Here is a 26,190-nt window from a genome sequence, read left to right on the forward strand (position 1 = left end):
TAGCGTCGGCCTGTACCGCCGCGTGTTGCGTGGCCACCTGTCCGCTGGAGCGCCGTCATGATCCGCCCCCTGACCCTGCTGCTGTGCCTGGCCCTGCCGGGAACCGTGCTGGCCCAGTCCGCCGCTGGCGCCACCGCGCCGCAGGCTGCCGGCCTGGACCTGACGCTGCCGCAGGCGCCGATGCGCTACCTCAACGACCCGGCCCTGCAGCAGGACCCGCCCGGCACCTATTACGGTGACAAGAGCGGCCCGCGCGTGCACGACGACGCCAGGATCGCCGACGTGACCGACGACAAGGTCAAGGTGTCCGGCAGCTTCACCACCGGCATCGGCTATTCGAAGAACGGTGGCAACAGCCACTACAACGCGGCCACGCTGAACCTGAGCAAGAACTACACCACCGATGAAGGCAAGACCCACGGGGTCAACCTCAACATCCACGTGAGTGAAGGCAAGGGCCCGGGCTTCTTCGGCCCGTATGGCGGCTACTACGGGCGTGGCCCGGGCTGGGATTACCCGCCGCCGTACGGCTGGTAAGCCACCCCTGTAGAGCCGAGTCCATGCCCGGTTGGTAACCGCGCGGTAGCGCCGGCCGCTGGCCGGCGACTCGCGGGGCTGGAAGCGATCATGGGTTGCCGGCCAGCGGCCGGCACTACCAGCAGGTCAATCCAGCCAGCCATCGCGCTCGCTGTGCAGGATGCGGCCGTCGTAACCACTCAGGCGCACTTCCACCTTCTGGTTGCGGGCATTGCGGACTTCCAGCGACCAGGTCGCACCATCGCGTTCCAGCGAATGGATTTCGCGCAGGCCATGCGCCTGTGCACGTGCCAGTACCTGCTCGGTGGTCAGCAGCGTGCGGCCGCTGTGCTCATCGAAGATCTCGCCGGTCTTCGGGTCCACGTAGACCTCGCTGAAGCGGCCATCAGCGCGGCTCACGTCGGCTTCCCACAGGCCGTCATCGCGTTCGATCTCGTGGATCTGGGTGTAGCCGGCCTTGCGCAGGGTCTGTTCGACCTGGGCCATGCCCAGCGGCGCGGCCTGTGCGGCCGGTACGATGGCCAGCAGGGCAACGGTGGCGAGGGTGAGCGACTTCAACATGGGGGTTCTCCTGTTCGTGTTGGTGGCCGGACCATCCCGGCAACGCCACGATGCGTGCCCCGGTTAACAGCGCCTTAGCCGTGGCTGTTAGCCCGCTGTTAGTCATTCCCCCCACACTCGCGCCTGTTCCCCTCCTTCCGCACCCGCATGCTCACCACCCTGCCCCTGCTGCTGGCCCTGGCCAACGCCCCGATCGCCGCCGCGCCCGTACAGGACCCGGCGCAGCAGGTCGCGCGCCGTGCCGTGCAGCAGGGCCGCTACGTACCGCTGGAAAGCGTGGTACGCGATGCACTCAAGCGTTACCCGGGCCAGCTGCTGGAAGTGGAGCTGGACGACGGCGTCTACGAAGTGGAGATCCTGCGCGGCGACGGCGTGGTGGTGGAGCTGGACTATGATGCGCGCAGCGGAAAGCTGCTGAAGACGGAGCTCGACGACTGATGCGCATCCTGTTGGCCGAAGACGATGCCGCACTGGCACAGCGCCTCGTTCCCCTGCTGGAACAGGCCGGCTATGTGGTGGAGGTGGTCGCCGATGGCCGCCAGGCCGAAGAGATCGGCCAGATCGAGGACCTGCAGGCCGCCATCATCGACCTCGGCCTGCCCGGGCTGGACGGGCTGAGCGTGATCGAGCGCTGGCGCGGCAACGGCCGCAGCTTCCCGGTGCTGGTACTGACCGCGCGCGGGCGCTGGCACGACAAGCTGGCCGGCTTCGATGCCGGTGCCGACGATTACCTCACCAAACCGTTCCAGGCCGACGAACTGGTGCTGCGCCTGCGCGCCCTGATCCGACGCAGCCATGGCCACGCCAGCCCGCGCCTGCACTGCGGCCCGCTGCAGCTGGACGTCAACGCCGGCCGCTTCGAGCTGGATGGGCAGACGCTGGCGCTGAGCCCGCAGGAGTTCCGCCTGCTCAGCTACTTCATCCACCACAGCGGGCAGGTGATCGGCCGCGACCGGCTGGGCGAACAGGTGTTCGACGGCGGCCATGACCCGGACTCCAACGCACTGGACGTGCTGCTCGGACGCGTGCGCCGCAAGCTCGGCATCGACCTGATCCAGACCGTGCGCGGCCAGGGCTGGCGGCTGGCCGAGCCATGAACCGGCAACCGTCGCTGCGGCGGCGCCTGCTGCTGGCCGGGGGCGTTGGCCTGCTGCTGGTCTCGCTGCTGGCCAGCGCACTGCTGGGCGAGCTGTTCAAGCGCAGCGCGCGCGACCGCCTCGATCACGAACTGCAGCAGGACATGCTGACCCTGCTGGCACAGGCCGAAGTGGACCCGGAGGGGCAGCTGCGCCTGCGCCAGGAACCGAATGACGCGCGCTTCCAGCGCGTGTTCTCCGGGGCCTATTGGCAGATCGCCGGTGCCGATGGCCGCGTGCTGCTGCAGTCGCGCTCGCTGTGGGATGAAACCCTGCCGGCGCCGGCTGCCGGTCCGGCCACGCGCGATCTGCCCGGACCGCTGCAGCAATCCCTGCGCACGCGCGTGCAGCAGGTGCGCCTGCCGCGCGCCAGCGAACGGTTCGTGGCCGTGGTCGCCACCGATCGCAGCGCACTGGATGCGGATGTTGCCGCGTTCCGCAAACGCACCGCCATCGCCCTGGTCGTACTGGTTGCGGCGTGGCTGGCGGTGCTGGCCAGCCAGGTGCACTTCGGCCTGCGCCCACTGCATCGCCTCGGCGCGCAACTGGAACGGGTGCGGCGCGGCGATGCACAACGCATCGACACGCAGGAGCTGGGCGCGGAAGTCGCACCGCTGGGGGAAGAACTCAACGCGCTGCTGGACCACCAGCAACGCATGGTCGCGCGCGCACGCACCAGTGCACAGGATCTGGCGCATGCATTGAAGACCCCGCTGAGCGTATTGGCCACCGAAGCGGACGGCGACGGCACGCACTGGCGTGCCACCGTGCGCGAACAGAGTGCGCGCATGCAGGCCAGTGTCGACCGCTACCTGGCCGCAGGGTTGGCCGCCGACCATCGCCAGCGCACCGGCGTGGCGGCCGTCGCACAGGCAATGTGCCGGCTGATGGCACGCGTGCATGGCGAACGTGGCATTGCATTCACGGCCGCAGATATCGATCCGGCGTTGCAGTTCGCTGGTGCCAGTGCGGACCTGGAAGAGATGCTGGGCAACTTGCTGGACAACGCCGGGCGCTGGGCGAAACAGCAGGTCACTGTCGAAGCGGAAACCAGCGAAGGGCAGTTGCGCATCGAAGTGCGCGACGACGGCCCCGGGCTGGCTGCGGACGCCCTCGAACGGGTCACCCAGCGCGGCGTGCGGCTGGATGAGCGCGAGGGCAGCAGTGGATTGGGGTTGGCGATCGTAGGTGATATCGCCGCCAGTTATGGCGGGCACGTGGCGTTGGAGAATGCGCAGCCCGGCCTGCGCGCAACGTTGTGGTTGCCGGTGGCGTGAAGCGACCAACCTGACGGTGGGTAGTGCCGGCCGCTGGCCGGCAACCACGCGGTCATCGGGAACACCCTGCGGAAGCCGGCCAGCGGCCGGCTCTACCAAGCGCCAATCCGACCGGTCGCCGTGCCCCCGGTAGGTGTCGACCTTGGTCGACACGCACCCAGCATCAACGGTGATGCATCCACCAGCAATCAATCGCATCCAGCACGATGTGGATCATCAAACCGATGCCGAACAACCGCGTTTTCTTCGGCACGCACAGCCCGGCATAGACCGCGATGGCCGGTGCGGTGTGCAGCGGATGAAAACCGATGCTGCAGCGGTTCGGTGCGTAGATCGGATCCGCCAACAGGTGGTCCAGATCAATGATCCAGCCCAGCAGCATCAGCAGCCACGCCGAGGCGAAGCGCTTGCGCCAGAACAGCCATGCCAGCAGCGCTGGCACGGCGGCATGCAGGAACAGGTGGAAGATCGCGCGCGCGCTCATCGGCAACGGTGGCGCCGGGCAGGCCCGGCACCGTCCATCAGACCAGCGGTTCGTCGGACAGGTAGGTGTAACCGGTCAGGCCGGCTTCCAGCGCCTCCGACAGCTCCTGCGCGCGTTCCGGCGACAGCTGGGCCTCGGCCACGCGCTGCGCATAGGTCGCGCGCAGTTCGTCCAGGCGGTAACCCACGTAATCCAGCATCACGTCGGTGGTGTCACCACGGCGCTGCTGGGTGATGGCGTAGCCATCGGCATCGGCCAGCACTTCCACCGCGTCGGTATCGCCGAACAGGTTGTGGATGTCGCCCAGGATTTCCTGGTAGGCGCCGACCATGAAGAAGCCAATGCGATAGCTTTCGCCCGGCTTCATCTTGTGCAGCGGCAGCGAGCTGTCCAGGCTCTCGTTCTCGACATAGGTTTCCACCATGCCGTCCGAGTCGCAGGTCATGTCGGCGATGATGCCGCGACGGTCCGGGGTTTCGTCCAGACGCTCGATCGGCACGATCGGGAACACCTGGTCGATCGCCCACACGTCCGGGATCGATTCGAACACGCTGAAGTTGACGAAATACTTGTCGACCAGGCGCTCGTTCAGTTCGTCCAGCACCGGGCGATGGCTCTTCTCGTCATAGCTCAGGCGCGCACGCACGCCGTGGGCGATGGCGTAGAACAGATCGTCGATGCGCGCACGCTGCGGCAGGTCGATCTGGCCCAGCGCATAGCTGGCCAGACCTTCGGCGTGGAAGTGCTGTGCCTCCTGGAACAGCTCCACCGCCGGGCGCACGTCCAGCTCGTCGTGGATCTCGCGCAGGTGGCGGATCGCCGCCGGCTCGTCGTCGTGCTGGTCCGGCACGCGGCCTTCCTGCGCTTCTTCCACTTCCGACACATTGGCGATCAGCACCGCGTGGTGCGCGGTCATCGCGCGGCCGCACTCGGTGACGATGCGCGGCGGGGTCAGGCCGAACTCTTCGCAGGCATTGGCCAGCGGCTGCACGATGTTGCTGGCGTAGGAATGCAGGCCGTAGTTGATCGAGCAGAAGCTGCGCGAACGGGTGCCTTCATAGTCCACGCCCAGGCCACCGCCCACATCGACGTGGGTGATCTTCGCGCCCAGGCGCGACAGCTCCACGAAGTAGCGGGTGGCTTCGCGCATGCCGTTGGCGATGTCGCGCACGTTGGAGATCTGCGAACCCATGTGGAAGTGCAGCAGGTTCAGGCAGTCGGCGTACTCGGTGTCACGCAGCGACTTCCACAGGTCCAGCAACTGGCGCGGCGACAGGCCGAACTTGGCCTTGTCGCCACCGCTGTTCTGCCACTTGCCGGCGCCCAGCGAGGCCAGGCGCATGCGCACGCCCAAGCCCGGCTTCACGTCCAGCGCCTTGGACTCTTCCAGCACCAGCTTCAGCTCGGACGGCTTCTCGATGACGATGAAGGTCTGCAGGCCCAGCTTGCGGCCGATCAGGGCCAGGCGGATGTACTCGCGGTCCTTGTAGCCGTTGCAGACGATCAGGCCACCCGGGCGCGACAGTGCCAGCACGGCCATCAGCTCGGGCTTGCTGCCCGCTTCCAGGCCGAAGCCCTCGCCGTGGTGGCTGGCCAGGGTGCCGGCCACGCCGCGGGTCTGGTTGACCTTGATCGGATACACGGCGGTATAGCCGCCGCTGTACTCCCAGTCCTGCTGGGCCTGGCCGAAGGCCGCCTGCAGCTTGCCCAGGCGCTGGCCGAGGATGTCCGGGAAGCGCACCAGCAGCGGCAGCTTGGCGCCGGCCGCACGGGCCGCGTCCACCACCTTGGGCAGCGACACCACCGGGCCGTCCGCCCCGGTCGGTCTCACCACCATGTGCCCGGCCTGATCCACGTCGAAGTAACCGTCCGCCCAATGCGGGATCGAGTAGGTCTTGCGGGCTTGGTCGAGGGACCAATCGGTCATTTCAGTCGGCCTTGTTGGCAATAAAAGGGGGGGCATGATAACGCCTATATGCCCACAGGTTCGTTATCATGCGCGCCCGCGCCCGTGACAGGTTTCAACCTGAACGGGCCGATCCGTCCGGATGTGGCATCTGTGCCACGCGGCCCCGCCCGCCAGCCCGGCTTCACCCCTCCGAACAGGACTGTTTTCAATGACTGACAGCAACAACTGGTACATCGAACACTTCGAGCGCACCGGCTCGGCCATCGGCTACCGCATCACCGGCAAGCTGGACGAGGTGCAGTCGCCGTTCCAGAAGATCGAGATCTTCCAGACCACCGACTGGGGCAACCTGATGACCATCGACGGGGCCATCATGCTGACCAGCAAGGACAACTTCTTCTACCACGAGATGATCAGCCACCCGGTGCTGTTCACCCACGCCGCGCCCAAGCGCGTGGTGATCATCGGTGGCGGCGACTGCGGCACCCTGCGCGAAGTGCTCAAGCACAAGGGCGTGGAGAGCGTGACCCAGTGCGATATCGACGAGCAGGTCACCGTGATGGCGCGCAAGCACTTCCCGGAACTGTGCGATTCCAACGATGACGCCCGCGCCGAGCTGCTGTTCGACGACGGCGTGGCCTACATGGCCAACTGCCCGGCGGGCAGCGTGGACGTGGTGATCGTCGATTCGACCGACCCGGTCGGCCCCGGCGAAGGCCTGTTCAACAAGGCCTTCTACGAGAGCTGCTTCAAGGCCCTGAAGGACGACGGCATCCTGGTGCAGCAGTCCGAATCGCCGCTGATGCAGCTGGACCTGATCAACGAAATGCGCACCGAGATGGGCAAGGCCGGCTTCGGCTCGTTCAAGACCCTGCCGTTCCCGCAGCCGTGCTACCCCACCGGCTGGTGGAGCGTGACCATGGCGCGCAAGGGCGACAGCAGCTTCGACTTCCGCCAGGCCGACTCGGCCGCCAAGACCTTCAACACCCTGTACTACACCGCCGCGCTGCACACCGGCGTGCTGGTGACCCCGCCGTTCGTGCAGGCGGCACTGAAGGGTTGATCCAACAAAAAACCCGCGCTGGCAACAGCGCGGGTTTTTTCATGTTCCGGTAGTGCCGGCCGCTGGCCGGCAACCGCATGTAACGATCAAAGCGCCCAGATACCGGCGATCACCGCCACCACCAGGCCCCACTTGATCAGCTGGTAGGCCACCACGCTGCGCTCGCGCAGTGCCTTGGCCTTCAGGCGCACCTTGTAGACACTGCCGAACGCCTTGTTGACGCCACCGGTCGGGTCACCCGGCAGGTTCGGCGAGGCACCACCGGCCAGCAGCGTGGCCGCCACCGCGCGGTTGAACAGACCCGGCAGGCCGAAGCGCAGCGGGCGGGCGATGTCACAGAACAGGATCACGCGGTCATCCGGCGTCTCGTTGTGCGCGTGGTGGATGTAGGTCTCGTCGAACATCATCCACTCGCCGTCGCGCCAGCTCTTCTTGATGCCGTCCACTTCGATGTAGCAGCCGTCATTGTTGGGCGTGGCCAGGCCCAGGTGCAGGCGCAGCGAACCGGCGAAGGGGTCGCGGTGCGGGCGCAGTTCGCTGCCCGACGGCAGCTGCGCGAACATCGCCGCGCGCACATCCGGCAGCGACTCCAGCAGCGCCGTGGTCTTCGGGCACATCGCCTTCGCCGACGGGTGCGACGGGCCGTACCACTTCAGATAGAAGCGCTTCCAGCCACGGCGGAAGAACGAATTGAAGCCGGCATCGTTGAACGTGCTGGAGGCGGCGATCTTCTGCGCATCGCGCAGCGCCAGCGCCTCGTCGCGGATCATCTGCCAGTTCTGGCGCAGCGGCTCCAGCTGCGGGAACTCCTTCGCCGGGTCCAGGAACGGCGTGGTCGGCACCTTCGAGAACATGTACATGACCACGTTGATCGGGGCCATGAAACTGGAGTGGTCCAGCAGCTGGCGCGACCAGCGCGCGCGGACCTTGCCACGGAAGTGGATGTACAGCACGCAGGCCACGAACAGCGCTGCAATGACGATTTTGATGATCAAAGCACTTTCCTCCAGCCGCGGCCGGAACGGGAAACGGGGCGATGCACGGCCAGGCGGCCAGCACCGGTTGGGAACGCGGCAGGGGACGGGGACGTGCCGGAGGGGGGCGGCCGCCGATGTCGCGGGTTAACAGCTTATGGTCGGCAGGGCGTGCGCCGGGGTCAAGCCGGACGTGCGTCGCGTTCAGCGCGGCGCCGATGAATGGGCCGGAAGCGCGCCCAACCCATTGATTCGACAAGGCAAGCCTTATAAGTGAGACGGAATTGTCCGATTCTGCGTGACGAACTGTTCCAGCCACGACCCCGACATTTCTCCGACAAATCGTGGAATAGCGAACTGGCGAGTACTAAAATTAACGAAAACTTAGTAACTCCCTGTAACACCGGTTCGCTTGACGCTTTGCGCCACCCACCGGGTCGTCCGAGACCCCGACATGTATCTTCCTGCTCTCCCCCCCTCCTCCTGCGGCAATGACGCCGCCTCCCCGCTGCTGCTCAAGCGCGGCGAGCGTTTCCTGGCCCCCGACGTCTACCGCACCTGCCTGGACGGGCGCGAGGCGGTCATCAAGGACTACTCCCGCTACCGCGGCACCCCCGTTTCGCTGATCGCGCGGCTGATGGTGCGCCGCGAGGCCCGCATGCTGCAGCGCCTCGGCGGCTGGAAGCATGCCCCCGCGCTGCTCGGCACTCTGGGCGGCCTGGCGCTGGGCATGGAGTTCATTCCCGGCCAGACCCTCAGCACCGCGCAGGCCGTGGGCAATGAAGTATTCGAGCAGCTGCAGCACGCGCTCAGCCGTTTGCATGCGGCCGGCATCACCCACAACGACCTGCATGGCACCAACGTGGTGGTCAGTGGCGGCGTGCCGGTACTGCTGGACTTCACCTCCGCCTGGCGCGCCCCGCGCTGGCTGCGCCGCGGCCCGCTGAGCCGGCAGATGCGCCGCAGCGACATGAAGAACCTGCTGAAGATCCGCCAGCGCGTGACCGGCCAGGCGCCGAGTGCCGCGCAGGCTGCACTGGTGGCCGACCCGGGTTGGGTAGCGGCCGTGCGCCAGGGCTGGAAGCGGTTCTACAAGTGGGCCAAGCGCCGGTAACTGCTTTTGTAGAGTCGAGCCATGCTCGACTGCTCTTCCAGCATCGCGCGAAACGCAGTCGAGCATGGCTCGACTCTACAGAAACCGGATTACAACGCGTCCGCGTCCAGTTCCCCGGTACGAATACGCACCACACTGCCCAGGTCGTACACGAACACCTTGCCGTCGCCAATCTTGCCAGTGCCGGCGGCCTTCACGATGGCCTCAACCACCGCCTCCACCTGGTCATCGGTCACCGCCACTTCCAGCTTCACCTTCGGCAGGAAATCGACCACATACTCCGCGCCACGGTACAGCTCGGTGTGGCCCTTCTGGCGACCAAAGCCCTTCACTTCCGTCACCGTGATCCCGGTGACCCCACGCTCGGCCAGCGCTTCGCGCACGTCGTCGAGCTTGAACGGCTTGATCACCGCCATGACCATCTTCATCGTCTATCTCCTGTCTTCCGGCGTGGAGGATAGCGCCTGAACGCGGCCCGTGCGAAGCCGCTGCGGCCTGTCCGGGCGATGGGTGCCAGCAGTATCCTTGTGCCCGAATGGCCTGCCCGCGCCGGATGCACGGGCCCTACCCCACGGAGCACCCCATGATCGACCTGAACCAAATCGATGACCTCGCCCGTCGCCTCAGCGACCTGGTGCCGCCGGGCCTGCGCGAATCGCGCGAGGAACTGCAGGCCACCTTCAAGAGCGCGCTGCAGGCCGGCCTGGCCAAGCTCGACCTGGTCACCCGCGAGGAGTTCGAAGTGCAGCGCGCCGTGCTGCTGAAGACCCGCCAGAAGCTGGACGCGCTGGAAACCGCCGTGCGCGAGCTGGAAGGGCGCGGCGCCGCAGAATGAAAAAAGGAGGCGCACCGCGCCTCCCACTACAGAGTATTCCCCGGATGGGGCCTTGCAGCAAGGCCCACCGGGCGCCCTAGACTCGCCGGCCTGTCGATCCGGCAGGACACGCAGGGGCAGTGCCGATGGCGCAGGACACCGAATGGACACCCGTTTCGCATGACACCTGCGACCAGGTCGCCGGGCCGTTCTATCACGGCACCCGCGCTGACCTCGCGGTGGGCGAGCTGCTAAGCGCGGGCTTCCGCTCCAACTATCGCGACAACGTGGTGATGAACCACATCTACTTCACCACCATTGCCAAGGGCGCCGGGCTGGCTGCGGAGATGGCCCGGGGTGAGGGGCGACCGCGCGTGTATGTGGTGGAGCCGACCGGGCCGTTTGAAGACGACCCGAACGTGACCAACAAGAAGTTTCCCGGGAATCCGACGCGGTCGTATCGCAGTGCGCAGCCGTTGCGGGTGGTGGGGGAGATTATGGAGTGGGAGCTCTACGACGCGGAGTTCGTTCGGCAGTTGAGGGCGTTTGTTGCTTCGGGGAGTGGGGAGATCATCAATTGATGACCTGTTGGCGTTGGGCGTTGCGCACTTCTTCATCGGCTTCATAGATGTCCAGCCCTAGCTCAATGCCGCGCTGACCAAGGGCGAGCAGCGCGCGGGGCGAAAGCGAGACACCACCGTTGCTGCTGCCCATGAAAAGACCGCAGAACAGATCAGGCCGGAAGCGTGCCAGAGACTGCCATACGGCGAGATCGCCGGTGAGCTGATCGAGGATTTCGAAGATCTGAGCGTCCAGATCTTCAGGCTCACGACGCTCCGCATCAAGTTGCCAGCTGCCAGTCCTGGCAATACGCACGGTGCCTGATTGGTTGCCTCTGAGTTCCTGGCCTTTGTGATGCGAAGCGGTCGGGGTCGCTCCGAGCAAGGCACTGACTTCTTCGGGCAGGAGGTCGTCCCCGAAGAATCGGAGGGTTACCAGGGAATGATCGAATGCTGCCATTGGAGTCCAGTTGTTCTTTTCGAAATCTCTTCCAATCTATATGTCTCATCGACGTCAGGTCAGCTATCGGCCAGAAGCAGACATGCCTGCGCAGGCCAGCGGCGGGTTGCAGGCGCTGCTAGCGCACTCCGTGCTGCTCGGTATGCCGTGCAATCAGCTCCGCTCCAGCGGTCTGGGTCTGGCGGTTACCAGCAAGGCAGCCATGGCCAGCGCCAGTGGGACGAACGAAGACCACAGGACAACATGCCAGCCATGGCGCGCGAGGATCCATCCCGAGAGGAACGAGCCGACCGCCATCACCGCAAAGATCAGGAAATCGTTGAATGCCTGGACACGCCGCTTGTCCACGTTTCCATGGCATTCCAACACCAGCGCCGACGCGCCCAGAAATCCGAAATTCCAGCCCAGCCCCAGCAGGATGAGGCTGAGGGAGAAGTCGAAGACTTCCATTCCATGCAAGCCAGCAACAGCGGCGGCGCCCGTCAGTACGAGGCCGGCAGCCGCAACGCGCTTCGCACCCACGCGCGCGATCAGCTTGCCGGTAAAGAAACTTGGCAGGTACATCGCGATGACATGCCATTGCAGGCTCAGGTTGGACGACTCCTGCGCGTGGCCGTGCATGTGCATGGCCAGCGGAGCCGCTGTCATCATGAAATTCATCAGCATGTACGACACCGCGCCACAGATCACCGCAGCGATGAAACGCGGGTCGAGCAGGACGGAGGACAGTGGTTCGCGGGACGTGCCGATTGCCGGCGCGACATGCGGCAGCCGCACACCGGCCAGCAGGCCGGCCGATACTGCGGCGACCAAGCCTTGGAACAGGAACGTCGCTGCGAACAGATGACCAGGCCAGAGATGCATGGTGAGTGACACCAATTGCGGCCCCACCACCCCAGAGGCGACGCCGCCCGCCATTACCATGGAAAGCGCTCGCGCCCGCTTCTGTGCCGGTGCGCCATCAGCGGCGGCAAAGCGGAACGACAGCACGACGGCTGCATACGCCCCGCCCAGGAATGTAGCCGCACACAGCAGCCAGAAGCTGGAGGCCAGCACCGCAAACATGGACAGGACACCGGCGGCGACGCCGGCGGCAGTGCCTGCGAAGAACGCCGTGCGGCGGCCATGATGCTCGGCGATCCAGCCTGCCGGCAATGTGCAGAGCGCCATGCCGACCACGAAGACTGAAATGGGCAGCGTCGCCAGCGTCTGCGAGGGGGCCAGATCACTGCCGACCACGGCGCCCGTCGCGTAGATCACTACGGAGTTCGCACCGGCGAGCGCCTGCGCCAGGGCCAAGCGCCATACATTACTGCGGTGCTGGACCGGTGACAGCAGCTCAGTATCGCTCTCCATCGTTTCCTGGCTCACTTATTCGACTCCCGCGTCGACGCCTGCTCATCGGGCACCAGCACGATGCGGAACGTTGCATCGCCGGACATCAGTCGTTCCAGCCCTTGCTGCGCTTGGGACAGAGGAAGGCATTCGATCCAGGGCATGGCATCGGTCAGCTCGCTGAATCGCAACGCCCGCTCGCTGTCATCGGGTGATCCGGTAATCGAGCCCTGGATGGTCCGCTCGCCCCCAACCAAGTAGCCACTTGCAATGGACAACGGGGTCTTGCCGACCCCGAGCACCACCAGGGTGCCGCCCGCGGCCAGCCCAGGCAGCAGCAGCTGCACAGCCTCGGCGTCACCGACAGAGGTGATGATGGCCTGCGCCCCGCCCAGGCGCTGCAGCTCTACGGCCGCATCTGCATGGTTCGTGTCCAGATAGTGGTGCGCACCCAGCTCGATGGCCCCAGCGGCAATGTCATTTCCCCGTCCCACGGCAATGACCCGAAACCCCATGCGGCGAGCGTACTGGATGGCCATGTGGCCCAAGCCACCCACACCGTGGATCACAACGGTGTCGCCGGGCGCTGCGCAACAGCGCCGCAGGGCGTTGAACGTCGCCAGGCCGGCGCACAGGATGGGCGCTGCAGCCGTGGACTCCATTTCATCAGGGATGGAAACCAGGCCGGTCGACGTTGCAAGCATCAGCTCGGCGTAGCCACCATCTTGGGAAACGCCGAGCACTTTCTGATCCGTGCACAGTGCGAATCGGCCCTGTCGGCAGTAGGCGCAAGCGTTGCAATGCCCGCCCAGGCGGCCCACGCCTACGCGTTGCCCTACTTGCCAACGTGCCGGGACGTTAATGCCGCGATCGATGATCCTGCCGATCACTTCATGGCCGGGCACCCGACGCTGGTGTGATGCGCCGGGTCGAGCGATGTCAGAGACATCCGCGCCGCACATACCGCACGCCTCGACCTGCAACAGCACCTGATCGTCTGCTGGCGTGGGACGCGGGCGCCGGGACCACCGGAGCAGCCCCGGACCCGCCGATTCCATGGCGCCGTAGTCAGTGGATTGCGTCATGGCTGTACTCGGAAATGGGTCAAAGAGAGGAATGCCTGCACGGCACGGGTAGACGCCTCGATCGCACCCGCCAGATAACCGGGGTTGAACGGAGACCATTCACTGCCGGCCCCGAACAATCGCCCCACCCAAGGCGTGCCTCCGGGTGATAAGCCGGGAATGCAGCCATGCCCGGCGGTCTGGGCGGCGCAGGCTGGCGTAGCGGTGAAAGGCTCGGCGCTCCAGTCTTGGACAGCGTCGGCGAGCGGCTCGCGTGCAGCATCGCCAAACAGACGCGCAAGCTGGCTTCTGCAGCGATGCTTCAGCTCCTCGGCCGGGATACGCGCCCTTTCAGCAGCAGGCAGTGCAAAGAAGCCGAAGAGTGCTGCTTGGCCGTCCGAAGACGCATCATGGATCTCTCCCAGCGGGCCAACCAGGCTGCGTGCCTCGCCTGAAAGGCCGCGATTCCGCCAGAAATTGCTGGGATACACCGCGAGGTACTTGGCGTGTGCAGCCATATGCGTACCGGTGGACTGCCACGCGTGGTGAGCATCGGCGGGAAGCGGAGGATCGAATGTCAGTGTGGCCACCGCCAAGCGCGGAGGTAGTGCCAGTAGAACACCTCGCGCATGCCACGTGACCGGCACGCCGTTCCTGATTGCGGAGACAATAACCCCATCGGCTTCGGCACGGATCTGAACGACACGCGTGCCCAGGTGAACCCTCTCCGTCTGGACGGCCGAACCGACAGCGTGAAGCAACTGCCCCATGCCGCCTACGATGCGGAACGATGGCGGCATCGCGGCCATGCCGGCGAAGCGCGCAGTCGGTTCGTGGACGGCACGCTCGAACAGCATGTCACCGTTCTCTTCCTGCGGGACGACGGGCAGCCCAAGCTGTTGTACCAACAGCGCCAGTTCACGCTGGAACCCGGGCCATAGCCAGGTCGCGCCAAGGTCAAAGCCTCCGTTCCCGCTTACGCACCCCGGCAGAGCAGGCTCAAACGCATGGATGCGCCCACCGATGCGCGGGCGGCCTTCCAGCACGGCATAGTCAGTGACGCCTGCCGCTTCCAGCAGTCGAGCGGCATGCAGGCCCGCAAGACCAGCGCCGACGATGATCACGTTCACGGTGGTCATGAGAGTGCCTCTGCAGCCGTAAGGTGCGGACGCTCCACCACTGTCCCCTGTTTGACGTAGACAGTGACGCCATGAGCTCCCGCCACCATTGACGCGAGGCAGCGGCTGGCATCCGGTCCACCTGCCCGCAACCATGTTCCAGCCGCAATGGTTTGGGTCCGGCTACCGACGGCGAGCTGCAGCTCGCCGTCCAAGACCAGGATCTCAGCGGGCGCCTGCATCTGAGGAAACAGCGGCCGGCTGGGCTCCACCTGCTCGATACGAACGCGCTCTTCCGGGCTCTCGAATACCCTGCACAACCGACGATCGGTAAGGTGTTCCCACACCTGGGCGGCATTCGTGTCCAGCCTCAGGGTCGCCTCCTCGTTCGCACTCATCTGCCGCAGCTTGACCAGTATCAAGCATCCATCCCGGCTGGCCGGTGCATGCCGTGAACCGGGAGGGTTGCGCAGGTAGGTGCCCGCCGGGCAATCGCCAAGCTCATCGGAGAAGACGCCTTCCAATACAAGAATTTCCTCGCCGCCCGGATGAACGTGCGGCGGAAATGTCGAACCAGGAGCGTATCGCACCAGGCTTGTTGCCCTGGCCTTCTCTGCACCAATGCGATCAAGCATGACGCGCTGCACCCCGGCCTGTGGCGAGTCAACCCAGATGTAATCATCGGGAGTCACTAACACGATGGAATTGAAGTCGGCGTTGATCAGCATGGCTTGGGTCAGGCAAGGGTTGGCGGAATCGGGGCAACAGCACGGCCCCAGGAGGTTTCCCGGGGCCGTAATTCAGCGTTTTTTTGTCAGACAGCGCTGTAGATACGCACGTCCAGATCTGCGGACAGCAGCGGACCAAGTTCACGTACTACATCGTTCTGGAACATTGCGCTTGCCAGGTAGGCTTTTGCGCCGTGCTCGCTGTCGAAGCCATGCAGCACCTGAACGTCTTCCTTGCGGACAAGGAGATCTTTGGACGTTGCGCCGGGGATGGTGGACAGGAACGGGCCTTTGTACTTGGTGTACACCTCCGCAGCTGCTCCGCGGTTGGATTCAGCAATGGCGAGGGTGATTTGCAGATAGACCATGGCGGTTCTCCTGGGGAATGGGCCGCTTCAGCCCGCGAGCAGTTGGTCGCGCGCCTCGAGAACGCGCGCCGAATAGGTCAGTGCGGCGCCCGCGTTGAGGGCGATAGCCACGCCAAGCGCCTCACTGATTTCTTCAAGCGATGCACCATGGTCCACGGCTTTCTTGGTGTGCACCGTGATGCAACCGTCGCAGCGGGTTGTCACAGCCACTGCCAGAGCGATCAACTCATGGATCTTGGGTTCAAGATGACCGCTCTTTGTTGCAGCGCCATCGATCGTTCCCAGGCCACGCAGTACATCCGGGTTGACCTTGCCAAACTCCCCGACCTTCTCAATCAGGGACTCACGATAGTTGTTCCAGTCATTCATCATGTCTAAGCACTCTTGCGGTTGGATCCCGCCAGGCCCGATGCATCGCAATGGGCCTGGCAAGGTTCAAGGTGAGATCAGTTGCGGCCAGCCATCACGCCGCCGTCCACGTCCCAGATGGCACCGGTAACCCACGCGGCCTTCTCGGACAGCAGGAACGCGACAACTTCGGCGACATCCTGCGGCGTACCAACACGACCGATCGGGTGGAAGCTGTTGAAACCCTGCAGGGCACTGTGGACCTGATCCTTGGGAATGAAGCCTTCGTAGATCGGGGTCTGAACCACGGCGGGCGACACCGCATTAACGCGGATCTTCTGGGGAGCCAGCTCCATGGCCAGGTGCTGGGTCAACGAGTGCAAGCCAGCCTTCGCCATCGAATAGGCCGAGGACGGCGTCGCGGCGATCGCCTGGCGAGCCCACATTGAGCCGATGTTGACGATCGAGCCGGCGACATTGTTCGCGATCATGTTGGCCGCAACCTTCTGCGTGATGAAGAAGAAGGCCTTGTTCAACTGCATGTACTGGTCATAGTCTGCATCGGTGTGCTCCAGGAACGGCTTGGGGAAGAACACACCCGCCGCGTTCACCAGCAGATCCACATCGGAATGGGAATTCTCGATGTCCGCGATGAGGCCCTTGAGCCCGCCTTCGGACGTCAGATCGGCGGTGAGGGCGCTTACTGCACCGAACGCAGACAGCTCTGCGCGCGCTTCCTCAGTCTTATCGGCACGGTGGCCCACGATGACCGCGCGACCGCCGCCTTCCAGCACCTTACGTGCAGTTTCCTTGCCCATACCGCTGGTGCCACCGACGACCAGGACCTTGTTGCCTTCGAAGATATTTTTCATGTGAGTTTCCAATGTAAGTAGGTGCGCGGCGAATGCCTCGCGTCAGGGGTTCAACGGATGTCTAGAGCAACCAGGAAACGGGAGACCATGTTGTAGGCCGCGACGGTCGCCACCGCCTCCACGGCCTGGCGCTCCCCCACGGTCTGCTTGAGCGCTTCAATCACCGTGGCTTCCACCACCACGCCTCGCGTCGACTGGTCGGTGAGCTCAATCAGGAGTCTCTCTAGCGAGGAAAACTCTGCGTCTGGCTCAGGCTGCTGGAGTGCAGCGGCCTTCGCTTCCGTGCCGCCTGCCTGCAGGTAAACCGGGTAGTGGACATCCCACTCGAACGACGCGCCGTTCAGGACCGCGACGCGGAGCATGATCAGCTCGAGGTATTCCAACGTGAGTTCAAACTCGGCACGCACGCGGCGCATCAGGCCGTTCCAGCCCTCGGCCAGAGGGGCGCTGCGCAGCAGCAGGCGATCGATGCCGATCAGCTGGCCGTCCGGGCGGCGCGCCTGGATGTCGGCCAGCAGGCTCGCGGGAACTGGGTCTCCGTCCTGCCAAGGGGTAATGCGCGGGCTGTTCATGGGGCGGTTCACTGCCGTGGGTTGCGGGAAGATGGGCAGGATCTTCCGCTCGCGTCCCGCCGCCCTCAAATGGTTTATTCTTTGGAAGACGCAAAGAAAAACTATCCCGCGATGAAAACCCACCTGAATTTCACCGCGTTACGGGCAGTCGAAGCTGCTGCTCGGCATCAGAGCTTCAGTGGCGCAGCCGCGGAGCTGCACGTAACCCCAGCCGCGATAGGCCAGCTTGTGCGGAGCCTGGAAGAGTCCCTCTCCGTCGAGCTGTTCGTGCGGGAGCGCAGCGGCAGCCGTCGACTGACACCCACCGATGCGGCAGAGCGGGCGTTGCCAGATATCCGCGCAGGCTTGGACCGGCTTACGCGCGGGCTGTCGCGCCTGCAGGAAAGTGCCAGAGGCGGCTTGCTGACCGTGACCACCAGCCCTGCGTTCGCGTCGAAGTGGCTGTTGCCCCGACTGGAGCGCTTCCAGGCCGCATGTCCTGAAACCGACGTCCGTCTCCACACCGGTCTCAACCTGGTGGATTTCGAACAGGACGCCATCGACATCGGCGTCCGCTATGGCAAGGGACAGTGGCCTGGGCTGACCGCTGACAAGCTCATGGATGAGGAGATCTTCCCGGTCTGCTCAGCAGGCTGGCTTGAGGCGCACGGGGCCCTGCTGCAGCCAGCGCAGCTTGCTGGCCTGCCACTGATTCATGATCTGTCAGTCGACAGCAGAACCGGTTTCATGACGTGGAGTGAATGGCTGCACCGTGCCGCTGCAGACAACGTGGATGCCATGCGCGGCATGCAGGTTAATAGCTCCGCAGCAGTACTACAGGCAGCGGTGGAAGGAAGGGGTATCGCATTGGCGCGTAGCGTCATGGCGCGCGAGGATGTCGCCAGCGGCCGCCTCGTCAGGCTGTTTCCGGAGATTTCTGTTGCCGCGACGCTTGCCTACTACATCGTCTATCGCCCTGAGTGTGCATCGCTTCCCAAGGTCATGACGTTCCGGCACTGGTTGCACTCCGAGGCCCAGGCTTCAGCTTTGGACCAGTAGGTGTCAGTGGCCCAGTAGATGTCCGCTTCCGGTCAGAAGCAGACGTAGGCAGCCCGCTTGGTCAAACACCGTAGCGCTTGTTTCCTCCAGACGTAATGCAATAGCGTCCGCCGCGGGGACCAATACAGACTCGTGATCCAGAGCACGGACAGCTCCCATCAGAATAGTCGCTACGGGCAGGCCGCAAATTTTTGCGCGACGATGACACAGGCCGATTAGTGGGCCGGTAACAGCCGCTTCCGCTGCAAAGTAGCTTCGAGCTGACCCATTTGGCAGGGACGCCTTGGGCCGACACTCGCGCCCATTCTCCTTTGCGTTCATACACCACGACGGAATCGCCACCGGCGAGCCTTCCGATGATCTTTCCGTTGGGAGAAGATCGTTGGTTGAGGGTACTGGTTGACACAAACTGCGTCTCGGTCATCTCCGGACGAGAGGATTCCGTCGGAACCCGGGGCGCGGCCGGTGCCTGAGCCAATGAGGAGCGCTGCGAGTCGCGCTGCCCGCCCGCACTGCACATTGCGACAAGTAATGCGAGGAACCCGACCACCACCAGCCCAGCTGCTCCAGGTGAGTTTCGAGCCATACTGTCTTCCTTTCCTTATGGATCTTTCGAGCTCGGTCCAACTTTATCAGAGTGTCAAGCCAGTACTACTGGGGAGTTGCAATGGCCAAACACTACGACCAGCTTGATGTCAGATTCCGGCCAGAACTGGACATTTCGCATAACCACGGCGCTACCTCTCCATCTAAGCGCACCTGCATCCAGGCGTCGTTTCTGAGCCGGCCATACCACTAATACATGAGGATTAGGTCCATGCTGTGCGGCGACCCCGATGCTTGCACTCATTCCATACGTGCCCATTAGTTGCGGCTAGACAGGGCGATTAAATTTAACATTTGCCCGACCACCCAAGGCTAATGCCGCACCAACGACTCAGCCGCGTTTGTGACTTTGGATCCGCTCGACTCCTGTTCAAATGTATATGCACGGCTACCGCTCCACCTGCTAGGCCCAACGGCAGCACGACGCTCGCAGTGGACTCCCGGGCGCCATCCCCATAATCTGGACTCGGATATCCGGACGGCAGGAACAACCGCATGGCATACCGATGGGCAGAGGGAAGCAAGCCCAACCCGGTCCTTGAATCAGTTATGGAGTCTGTAAGCCTATCGGATGGCGCGGTGGGGATCTTACGGCTGAGCGTGCACGGAGACATCGCCGTCCTGGCCTCGATGCTTCAGGGTCAACAGGCCGACGACGGCATCGACAGAGTCGACTTGATCTGGGACGTCCTGCACGGGATCAACGCCCCAATTTCAGCAACTAAATTGCTCAGGCTAGTAAATGTCGCGCGATCTGCACAGCGAAAGGGAGGTCTAAAGAAATTTAGCCTTATAACCACACTGTCGACGGATGGCGCATGGCTGCCTAGAAGCTTGCAAATTTGTGAGTTACGAGCACGGTTTCGAAAAACACTTCCACGAAAATTCAAATCTGCGCGCGTGCAGCTAGTAAAGGAACAGATTCGGACAGGAATTATTCACGAGGACCTTGACAGCTATTCATTCGTTCAAATTGATGTAGAGGCGGAGAGCGCTGGCGCGGCGTTCGCCAAATCAGATCGGGAGCTGAGAATTCTTCGTGGCCTGATATGTTTGCTGTCGAATCCAAGTTTTGAGAAGACATTGCTTGGCTCAGAACACAAGCCCATCAACGTTCTGCGCACAGGGCACTTCCATACGATCCATAATATTGATGGCTCGGTCGCAACCGATTTGATCTGGTACGAGCCCAATTATAGCCCGAGAATCACGTTCACCCCCAGGAAGCCAAGCGTTCTGGTTGATGTGCTAAAGAAGACCTTGCGGAGAATGCGCAACTGCCCATACAACGGCCGCTTGGAACAAGCGGTCATTCGCTTCGCCAGCGGCTTCGATGAAAGCGACCCTGACGCTGCATTCCTGAAGTGCTGGTCCGCACTTGAGTCCATCCTCTCCTCGAACGTGGCAGATTACAAACAACTTGTGCGTCGATGCATTTTTCTGTACGAGGATCGCGATTACCATGAATCAATTCTTAAACAGCTCGCCGAGCACAGAAACGCTAGCGTCCATCGCGTATCGGACAACTCATTGACTAAATCGTTTTGCTACTTACTTCAGAACTACTTCGCCACCGCGCTAAAGTTCCATATCCGCAACTACACTCGCTTTTCCAATTTCGAGGAAGCCCTCACCTTACTGTCGGGCCCAGTGAGTCAATCAGATGTTAACGCTGCGATGGCGCGCGCCCTGTTCGCCAAGCGATTTCTTGCAATCAAGCCATGACCTCAAACGCGGCGCGGACTGCTCTCGGCACATTGAGGCAGCTAGAACCCCGTGTGAACTGTTCCGGAAGAGGTAGACAGGCAGTTCCTTCAGAGAGTGTCCGTTTCCGGCCAGAACCGGACATCGGAATGCCTGAGTTAAGCTGCACCGCGCAGCAGCGTCGGCTCGGAAGAACTGTTAGGAGGCAGGCCGGGATACGAAAGCATAGAATGCTTCCTCCAGGCTTACGTTGCCGCCGTTTATGCGCTCAAGATGGAACGGCGAGAACTCAAGCTGACCCATGATTTCCTGAATCTTGCTGCTGGACAGGGCGACGGAGACATCCGTCGCTTCTTAAGTGAGAGCGGATCGATCTATCCGGATGAATGATCTGCTCAAAGTTATCAACTGCGGCGCCGTCGCCCAATGGGAGCGGCGAAGGCGTTGATCAAGCATAGTTAAGCGAAAAATTTCCAGCGGGAGCTGAATTCTAGTGGAAAATCATCCCTTGAGACCTTAGCCAAGCCACGAATGCCGGAGTAATCGCTGGATTTGGCAAGCCGAGCTTCTTGGTCAGGACGCCAATGCGTCGATTCCGGCGAAGCTCTTCCGAAGCTGCAACCAGTGAAGGCTGTGAGCCATTTTCGATCTTCCAGCGCCGTTTGAAATCTTGCTCTGCAAAGCTAGATTCAGCAAGTTTTATATCCATCGTGCAAACCAGCTTGAGAACAATCTCTCCAAAACCGACAACCCCGCGCAAACTTGGCGCTGGAGCAACGCTTGAATTGTAGGGAATGAAGTGAGGTTTCTCCGCAACCCCGAGACTGGCCGGGGTAAGTGTGGAGTAGGAGCTCTGTGCGGATACAAGTTTATTAATGGCCGACTTCGAGCCATGAATCAGGGAATTTCTAAGCTCCTTGAAGTAGCGATAGCAAATCAGCATCTCCTCCAAGTGATTGGGGGAGTATTTGCGGTTGGTAGAAAGCACTTGGTGAAAGGTGGAACTGAGCACAGCGGATGGGCTGCCATGAACAGCGTTCGTTACATTAGCTACTCCAGTTACGACGCCTGATGGACTTACGCTAGTTGGGAACTGCAAGTTCTTCTTGGATGCAGCAGGAAGCGCAAGCTGATCGGTGATAAGCTCACACCAAGACTCGTACAATGCGCACAATTCAAAAAGAAGGAACTTGGCAAACTGTTCCTGCTGGGTGGCCCAGCTCGTTTCTATACACGCGCCTCGGAGGTTCACGCCATCAATTCCACTGCCTTGTACGAATCGACCTAGAAGTTCCTTCTCACTGATTTCTGGGTAAGCGCCGACTAGCCCTTGAACCTGCCATCTCAGATTCCAGATTGCGGCCGCTGTTGGCCAGATAAATCCAAAAGTTTCGGTAATTCGGGATGCAATCGCTTTTGATGGAAGGAAGAATAGCTTTAGTTGCATTGCGGACGCCTTTCCTTGTCAGTATGCTCAGATCGAGAGATTCCTGCTTGAAGACACTCGGGAAACACTAGACTGATATAGTCTTGCAGAGTCATTGAGCCTGCAAACTTTCCACTGTCAGTTACGCCAATAATGATGGCGTGGTTGAGCACCCCTGCATCTCCGATACCTTCCACATCTTTCCTTCGAAAGAACAGCAATTGAGTCATATACTTTTCAAAGTGCAGTCTATCAATTCTGCCATTTTTCAGGAGATGGCGATACTGACTGCCCGAAAAGTAACTTCTTACACCCAAGGTAATTCCTTGCTCCGTCGATTCGCCATATGCGACGAGGTGGTGAGAGTCGGAGCCCTTTAGGAGCAGTCTTGCTTTCTCATAGTCATAAAATCTCACACATTCCAAATCGAGGCTGCTTACATCGGGCCTGAATTCGACTAGGTATAGAAAAACCGCTGGACTCGCGATCAGGTCATCCGCACCGCCCTCGCCTCTTGGCACAAGAGGGTGCGCAAAAAAGTCCAAATTTTGTCGCAAAAGTTCATTTATGAACAAGTACTCGACGGTCTTTCTCCAGTCCACTTTTTTTCTCTGTTGAAATATGAGTTGATGGAACCTCAACGCTACACATACGCTATATCTCTTCAGCACATCAGGCATCCGCGAACGCCGCTGAGCCCATCACCAGTGCCGATTGGCGTTGCCGACGAGTTGTCAGCCTAAGGCAGACTCCCTAGCAATGATCCTCGAACACGCTGCTGATTACGCACCAGTTGAGTAGCAGAGGTTGCCAATATGGTCTGACTTTAGACTTTTGCGCAACAACATAGTCATTGCAAGGACGTGGTGTGGCTGGTGCGTGACTGCGGCTTGGCGCCGGTAGGCGTTGCAAGCCTGCACATGGGCGCGCGTCGATATTCCGGTCTATTCTCTTGCACTAGCGAGCCAATAGAGGCAGTACAGACGGTAGTACGCTGAGCGCTACTTGATTGTAATAGTGAGGACAATAGATGCCAGCTGGTGGCCCAGACTAGAGCCCTTGCCCTCCCGGTGGGTGGATCCTCCCTGTTCATCGGAGTCACGGAGGCCTGGCATCTCCATGGTCAGAAATGCCTTCGCAGTGGTGGCGGGTCCTGTGCCCCACCTTGGTCCGCTTCCGGCCAGGAGCGGACATCAATCGCAAGAGCAGGAGCCTTCCAGATCGAGGAACACCGGCGCGAGAGCATGGCCCCCGCCAGGCCAGCTGGATGCGCGATCCTCAAGCTTGCCCCTTGCCGCGCTACTGCAAGATGATTACCGGCTAGCGGCCCCGGTCTCTGGAGCAGCTCCATGCCGAAACCAGGCATCTCCTCCAGCGATTCGTCACTCCCGCCTTTCCGCCTGGATATGGATAGACGAAACACTGGAAGCCAAGGAATGATTGGACCAAGCATCCAGCTCTTCTGCAATTGAGCCACTCAAGAGCCATCCGCGGCCGGTGGATTGAGCCGAAGCCAGGGCAAGAACCACAAATTCAGGCCACGATTGTGCGGCATGACGAGAGCTAGCACTCACCATGAAGCCGCCCTTGTGATATGGCTCGGCGTGGAGGTTGCTGACTTCAAGACCAGCTTGCTCAAAGATCCGCGCCGCCACCTTGAGAGCGGCCTGCTGCGATGTGCAATTAGTGAACAAGCGCCAGTACAACTCCATGAGTCTACTATCTTCCTGAAGGCCCTCTGGGCGCGGTTGCGCTACTTATAGCAGAAGACGCGCACGACCTTTCCCCTCTTTGCCACCCGAGGTGCCAGCCTCAAGGAACAGATAGTGGAAAAGCGCCCACGGCTTGAACAGTAAGAACCCTGGCATGAGCCCCGAGAAGATCACCTTGAGCTGGATCGAGAAGTCCGTGATCGGTCCTCTATGCTCCTGTCGCGCGCCCCATCAATGCGCAGGCTCCGCCTTCAGCGCGCTTGAACCCCTGCGCAGCAGATACAGCGCAACCACGAATGGCCACAACGAGTTGATTGACGAGAACAGCCGCTGTGTCAGCCCCCTGAAGCCCTCCGGGTCCGCGCCCACCAGGTTCAACCAGAGATAGACGATGCCCGCGATGCTCACCATAGCGGTCACGGCGTACGCCCTTCGGTTTGCAGACCACGCGCTCAATTCGATATGCGACATCGCGGGTGCAATGATGTTTGCGATACCGATGGTGTAGAAGCCGTGCATCGGATGGCCCATGGGCCAGAGACCGTTGGTCAGCATGGAAATGCCAAAGACCAACCAGCAGATTGCACCTACGGCAATCCGGCGGCCGGACTCCCGCCATACTCCGATGGAGAACGCCACGAAGCCCACGCCGGAGCCGATGGCGGCAATCCTGGCGCAGATGCTTGCGAGCGTGGTTGCCTGCAGCAGCTCGCTGGCGTGCTGCGCAAGCGGGTTGTAGCCCGGCGCGAACACGGCGGCAACGCTGGTCCAGAACAGGAACCACGGAAGCGGGACCAGACCCGCGCAGAGAAGCAGTCGGCTGCGGCGTGACACGTACGGTGGTCCTTGTTTGGCCTGCGCCAGTGGGTGGAATCCAGACGAACGCTGCAGAACCTTCCTACTGCGGGCAGGACGATCGTGAGTGACTACAGCAGTAGTCAGATTGCGCGCGGCACTCGGTAGGTTCAATAGGCAAGAAGTCATTTAAACCATCCAGCGGGTGTCGCAGCGGTTCGGTTGCGTGAGCGATCACACATGTCCGATGGGCGAGTGCTGTCGCATTTGCCGCGCCCTGCATCTCTGGCGGAAGGTTCTGACGACTCCGTTCCAGAAGTGCCGTTCCGCCTAGCACGCCAATGCTCTCGCCCCTTTCCACGCTATGCGACAATGCCAAAAGCGTCTCGGGTTTTGGCGGCATTGACCCCTACCCGTTGGCATTCCGAACAACAGCAGGTAATCGTTACTGCGCCACCGTGCATCGGTGGTCGGGACTCGAAAGCCCGTTTTGTTGGGAAGTAGTTTGCGCTTGCCAGTCGGCACCACCGCGCGTGGTGCCGGCTGGCAATCCGTCTGCCGGCTATGGCGGGCGGGGCGTGGGGGCCTTGTGCCCGCCGGTTCCCAACATCCGGTTTTCGAGCCACGCTCTGCCCGCCACCTTTATCGGTGGCGGCTTCTGCCTGCATGCACGGAGCCCGCCATGACCACACCGCACTCCCCGCCCCCGCGCCCCATCCAGGAAGCGCCCTCGACCGCTCCGGCCCCGGACCCCAACAGCCTCATCGCCATCCTGCACGCCATCGGCGCGGGCGCTGCGGCCGACGGCCAGCCCTGGCCCGAGCGGCACCATCTACGCAGCCGGCAGATGGCGCTATCCGACGCCGACTGCGCACTCACCGGCCAGCGCATCGTGCAGGAGATCCTGCTGGCGGCCGAGCGCACGCGCCAGAACGGCGAGCCGGAGCAGTACGTGGGCGACCGGGTGATGGAGGGGCTGGTGATGGCCGATCTCGCGCTGACTGCCTTCATCCACGAGCGGATGCGACCCAAGGACTGAGCGCGCTTACGACGCGGAGTTTTCTGCCTGTGTGCGGGGTGACGAATGAAGATGCACGGCCTTGCCGCTGCGGTGGTGTGCATCGCGGTGATCGGCGCGATGTGGGTGGAGTGGCCCGAGCCAGCGGGCGATCAGGTCTGGGCGTACCAGAAGCTGCGGCCGGCCGATTACCGCCTGCTGCACAGTGATGCGCTCGGCTTCGTTACCGCGAAGGCATACGAGGGCTTTGAACTGTATGCGCGCCATGCCGGAGCGACGTCCTTCGAGATCCGGTGCAAGGGCGTGCTGGTGATGGACGTGGAGAACGCACCCTCGCGCGTGCTGATCCGCATGCCTGCCGATGCACGGTGGCGGGCGCCGGATATCGAACGCCTGCGCAGCAGCTTCGAGCGTTGGCTGGATCTGCACCAGAGCCAGGGGCGATTGCTTGTGGAAAGCGCGGGGCCTTCGTGGGTTGAGGCGCGGTTTGGGCGCTTCACTGGGTTGGTGCCTGATGAGCAGCGGTGTCTGCTTGGGGGCCCAGGCCACCGCCAGGCCGATCCCAGCAACCATGTCCGCGCTGAAGTGCCATCGTAG

The 26,190-nt window shown here is 62.5% G+C and carries 30 protein-coding genes; 12 read left to right on the forward strand and 18 right to left on the reverse strand.

What is annotated here, in order from left to right:
* Positions 1–57: 57 nt before the first annotated feature.
* Positions 58–537, forward strand: coding sequence for a hypothetical protein (locus ACZK1G_RS20630; RefSeq protein WP_087923863.1), 480 nt, complete (start codon positions 58–60; stop codon positions 535–537).
* Between the two features lie 126 nt (positions 538–663).
* Here ACZK1G_RS20630 and ACZK1G_RS20635 read toward each other — a convergent pair whose 3' ends face one another.
* Positions 664–1,098 (reverse strand): PepSY domain-containing protein, encoded by a 435-nt coding sequence (locus ACZK1G_RS20635; RefSeq protein ID WP_101766211.1) that lies wholly within the window; start codon positions 1,096–1,098, stop codon positions 664–666.
* A 147-nt stretch (positions 1,099–1,245) separates the two neighbouring features.
* On the opposite strand from ACZK1G_RS20635, the gene ACZK1G_RS20640 reads away from it, so the two are divergent.
* The 3 genes from ACZK1G_RS20640 to ACZK1G_RS20650 are packed head-to-tail and all read left to right on the forward strand — an operon-like array spanning position 1,246 to position 3,511.
* Positions 1,246–1,536 (forward strand): PepSY domain-containing protein, encoded by a 291-nt coding sequence (locus ACZK1G_RS20640; protein WP_049443970.1) that lies wholly within the window; start codon positions 1,246–1,248, stop codon positions 1,534–1,536.
* Entirely contained in the window at positions 1,536–2,195 is a 660-nt protein-coding gene (locus tag ACZK1G_RS20645; RefSeq protein ID WP_049443972.1) for a response regulator transcription factor, read from the forward strand. Before ACZK1G_RS20640 ends, ACZK1G_RS20645 begins: the two co-directional genes overlap by 1 nt.
* Positions 2,192–3,511, forward strand: a complete 1,320-nt coding sequence (locus ACZK1G_RS20650; protein ID WP_101766212.1) for a sensor histidine kinase — start codon at positions 2,192–2,194, stop codon at positions 3,509–3,511. The genes ACZK1G_RS20645 and ACZK1G_RS20650 overlap by 4 nt, the downstream gene beginning before the upstream one ends.
* A 163-nt stretch (positions 3,512–3,674) precedes the next feature.
* Here ACZK1G_RS20650 and ACZK1G_RS20655 read toward each other — a convergent pair whose 3' ends face one another.
* Positions 3,675–3,995, reverse strand: coding sequence for a DUF6122 family protein (locus ACZK1G_RS20655; protein ID WP_006474656.1), 321 nt, complete (start codon positions 3,993–3,995; stop codon positions 3,675–3,677).
* A 37-nt stretch (positions 3,996–4,032) separates the two neighbouring features.
* On the reverse strand, positions 4,033–5,922 hold the full coding sequence (speA, locus tag ACZK1G_RS20660) for an arginine decarboxylase (protein ID WP_012512349.1): 1,890 nt from the start codon (positions 5,920–5,922) through the stop codon (positions 4,033–4,035).
* Positions 5,923–6,112: 190 nt separating this feature from the next.
* On the opposite strand from speA, the gene speE reads away from it, so the two are divergent.
* Complete coding sequence (gene speE / locus ACZK1G_RS20665) at positions 6,113–6,967, forward strand: polyamine aminopropyltransferase (RefSeq protein WP_008268330.1); 855 nt, start codon at positions 6,113–6,115, stop codon at positions 6,965–6,967.
* Between the two features lie 86 nt (positions 6,968–7,053).
* Here the strand turns inward: speE and ACZK1G_RS20670 are convergent, their stop codons facing one another.
* Positions 7,054–7,959 (reverse strand): aspartyl/asparaginyl beta-hydroxylase domain-containing protein, encoded by a 906-nt coding sequence (locus tag ACZK1G_RS20670; RefSeq protein WP_024957655.1) that lies wholly within the window; start codon positions 7,957–7,959, stop codon positions 7,054–7,056.
* A gap of 436 nt (positions 7,960–8,395) precedes the next feature.
* On the opposite strand from ACZK1G_RS20670, the gene ACZK1G_RS20675 reads away from it, so the two are divergent.
* Complete coding sequence (locus ACZK1G_RS20675; protein WP_101766213.1) at positions 8,396–9,055, forward strand: RIO1 family regulatory kinase/ATPase domain-containing protein; 660 nt, start codon at positions 8,396–8,398, stop codon at positions 9,053–9,055.
* A gap of 89 nt (positions 9,056–9,144) precedes the next feature.
* Here the strand turns inward: ACZK1G_RS20675 and ACZK1G_RS20680 are convergent, their stop codons facing one another.
* The gene (locus tag ACZK1G_RS20680; protein WP_005411374.1) at positions 9,145–9,483 is read right to left on the reverse strand and encodes a P-II family nitrogen regulator; all 339 of its coding nucleotides are present in this window, start codon (positions 9,481–9,483) and stop codon (positions 9,145–9,147) included.
* 155 nt (positions 9,484–9,638) lie between these two features.
* Here ACZK1G_RS20680 and ubiK point away from each other — a divergent pair, with 155 nt between their 5' ends.
* Both ubiK and arr read left to right on the forward strand, forming a co-directional pair.
* Positions 9,639–9,890 (forward strand): ubiquinone biosynthesis accessory factor UbiK, encoded by a 252-nt coding sequence (gene ubiK / locus ACZK1G_RS20685; RefSeq protein ID WP_005419983.1) that lies wholly within the window; start codon positions 9,639–9,641, stop codon positions 9,888–9,890.
* A 125-nt stretch (positions 9,891–10,015) separates the two neighbouring features.
* On the forward strand, positions 10,016–10,450 hold the full coding sequence (gene arr, locus ACZK1G_RS20690; RefSeq protein ID WP_101766214.1) for an NAD(+)--rifampin ADP-ribosyltransferase: 435 nt from the start codon (positions 10,016–10,018) through the stop codon (positions 10,448–10,450).
* Here the strand turns inward: arr and ACZK1G_RS20695 are convergent.
* From ACZK1G_RS20695 to ACZK1G_RS20735, 9 genes are all read right to left on the reverse strand, one after another.
* Positions 10,443–10,889 carry a DUF4279 domain-containing protein gene (locus tag ACZK1G_RS20695; protein ID WP_101766215.1) on the reverse strand — a complete coding sequence of 149 codons (447 nt, stop codon included), beginning with the start codon at positions 10,887–10,889 and terminating at the stop codon, positions 10,443–10,445. The two genes, arr and ACZK1G_RS20695, sit on opposite strands and share 8 nt — an antisense overlap.
* A gap of 153 nt (positions 10,890–11,042) precedes the next feature.
* A complete protein-coding gene (locus tag ACZK1G_RS20700) occupies positions 11,043–12,260 on the reverse strand; it encodes an MFS transporter (RefSeq protein ID WP_233490804.1) in 1,218 nt (405 codons plus the stop codon).
* Complete coding sequence (locus ACZK1G_RS20705) at positions 12,257–13,309, reverse strand: zinc-binding dehydrogenase (RefSeq protein ID WP_049443984.1); 1,053 nt, start codon at positions 13,307–13,309, stop codon at positions 12,257–12,259. Before ACZK1G_RS20705 ends, ACZK1G_RS20700 begins: the two co-directional genes overlap by 4 nt.
* Complete coding sequence (locus tag ACZK1G_RS20710) at positions 13,306–14,427, reverse strand: flavin monoamine oxidase family protein (RefSeq protein WP_197622013.1); 1,122 nt, start codon at positions 14,425–14,427, stop codon at positions 13,306–13,308. Before ACZK1G_RS20710 ends, ACZK1G_RS20705 begins: the two co-directional genes overlap by 4 nt.
* Positions 14,424–15,134 carry a cupin domain-containing protein gene (locus ACZK1G_RS20715; protein WP_049443988.1) on the reverse strand — a complete coding sequence of 237 codons (711 nt, stop codon included), beginning with the start codon at positions 15,132–15,134 and terminating at the stop codon, positions 14,424–14,426. The genes ACZK1G_RS20710 and ACZK1G_RS20715 overlap by 4 nt, the downstream gene beginning before the upstream one ends.
* Positions 15,135–15,220: 86 nt before the next feature.
* A complete protein-coding gene (locus ACZK1G_RS20720) occupies positions 15,221–15,502 on the reverse strand; it encodes a hypothetical protein (RefSeq protein ID WP_101766217.1) in 282 nt (93 codons plus the stop codon).
* Positions 15,503–15,529: 27 nt separating this feature from the next.
* Entirely contained in the window at positions 15,530–15,871 is a 342-nt protein-coding gene (locus tag ACZK1G_RS20725) for a carboxymuconolactone decarboxylase family protein (protein ID WP_197587313.1), read from the reverse strand.
* A gap of 77 nt (positions 15,872–15,948) precedes the next feature.
* Positions 15,949–16,722, reverse strand: a complete 774-nt coding sequence (locus tag ACZK1G_RS20730) for an SDR family NAD(P)-dependent oxidoreductase (protein WP_049443994.1) — start codon at positions 16,720–16,722, stop codon at positions 15,949–15,951.
* A 50-nt stretch (positions 16,723–16,772) separates the two neighbouring features.
* Positions 16,773–17,294 (reverse strand): carboxymuconolactone decarboxylase family protein, encoded by a 522-nt coding sequence (locus ACZK1G_RS20735; RefSeq protein ID WP_049444072.1) that lies wholly within the window; start codon positions 17,292–17,294, stop codon positions 16,773–16,775.
* A gap of 111 nt (positions 17,295–17,405) precedes the next feature.
* Between ACZK1G_RS20735 and gcvA the strand changes: the two genes are divergently transcribed.
* Both gcvA and ACZK1G_RS20745 read left to right on the forward strand, forming a co-directional pair.
* Positions 17,406–18,332 carry a transcriptional regulator GcvA gene (gene gcvA, locus ACZK1G_RS20740; RefSeq protein WP_049444074.1) on the forward strand — a complete coding sequence of 309 codons (927 nt, stop codon included), beginning with the start codon at positions 17,406–17,408 and terminating at the stop codon, positions 18,330–18,332.
* A 1,101-nt stretch (positions 18,333–19,433) separates the two neighbouring features.
* A complete protein-coding gene (locus ACZK1G_RS20745) occupies positions 19,434–20,663 on the forward strand; it encodes a HEPN domain-containing protein (RefSeq protein WP_197622012.1) in 1,230 nt (409 codons plus the stop codon).
* Positions 20,664–21,132: 469 nt separating this feature from the next.
* Here the strand turns inward: ACZK1G_RS20745 and ACZK1G_RS20750 are convergent, their stop codons facing one another.
* From ACZK1G_RS20750 to ACZK1G_RS20765, 4 genes are all read right to left on the reverse strand, one after another.
* Positions 21,133–22,089, reverse strand: coding sequence for a hypothetical protein (locus ACZK1G_RS20750; protein WP_152682131.1), 957 nt, complete (start codon positions 22,087–22,089; stop codon positions 21,133–21,135).
* Positions 22,080–22,748 carry a hypothetical protein gene (locus ACZK1G_RS20755; RefSeq protein WP_152682132.1) on the reverse strand — a complete coding sequence of 223 codons (669 nt, stop codon included), beginning with the start codon at positions 22,746–22,748 and terminating at the stop codon, positions 22,080–22,082. Before ACZK1G_RS20755 ends, ACZK1G_RS20750 begins: the two co-directional genes overlap by 10 nt.
* Before the next feature lie 702 nt (positions 22,749–23,450).
* The gene (locus ACZK1G_RS20760) at positions 23,451–23,780 is read right to left on the reverse strand and encodes a hypothetical protein (RefSeq protein ID WP_101766218.1); all 330 of its coding nucleotides are present in this window, start codon (positions 23,778–23,780) and stop codon (positions 23,451–23,453) included.
* 231 nt (positions 23,781–24,011) lie between these two features.
* Positions 24,012–24,614 carry a DUF998 domain-containing protein gene (locus ACZK1G_RS20765; protein WP_049444001.1) on the reverse strand — a complete coding sequence of 201 codons (603 nt, stop codon included), beginning with the start codon at positions 24,612–24,614 and terminating at the stop codon, positions 24,012–24,014.
* A gap of 643 nt (positions 24,615–25,257) precedes the next feature.
* Between ACZK1G_RS20765 and ACZK1G_RS20770 the strand changes: the two genes are divergently transcribed.
* Positions 25,258–25,614, forward strand: coding sequence for a hypothetical protein (locus ACZK1G_RS20770; protein ID WP_049444003.1), 357 nt, complete (start codon positions 25,258–25,260; stop codon positions 25,612–25,614).
* 45 nt (positions 25,615–25,659) lie between these two features.
* Complete coding sequence (locus ACZK1G_RS20775) at positions 25,660–26,190, forward strand: cold-shock protein (protein ID WP_101766219.1); 531 nt, start codon at positions 25,660–25,662, stop codon at positions 26,188–26,190.

Source organism: Stenotrophomonas sp. 109824_Sma (assembly GCF_056480025.1).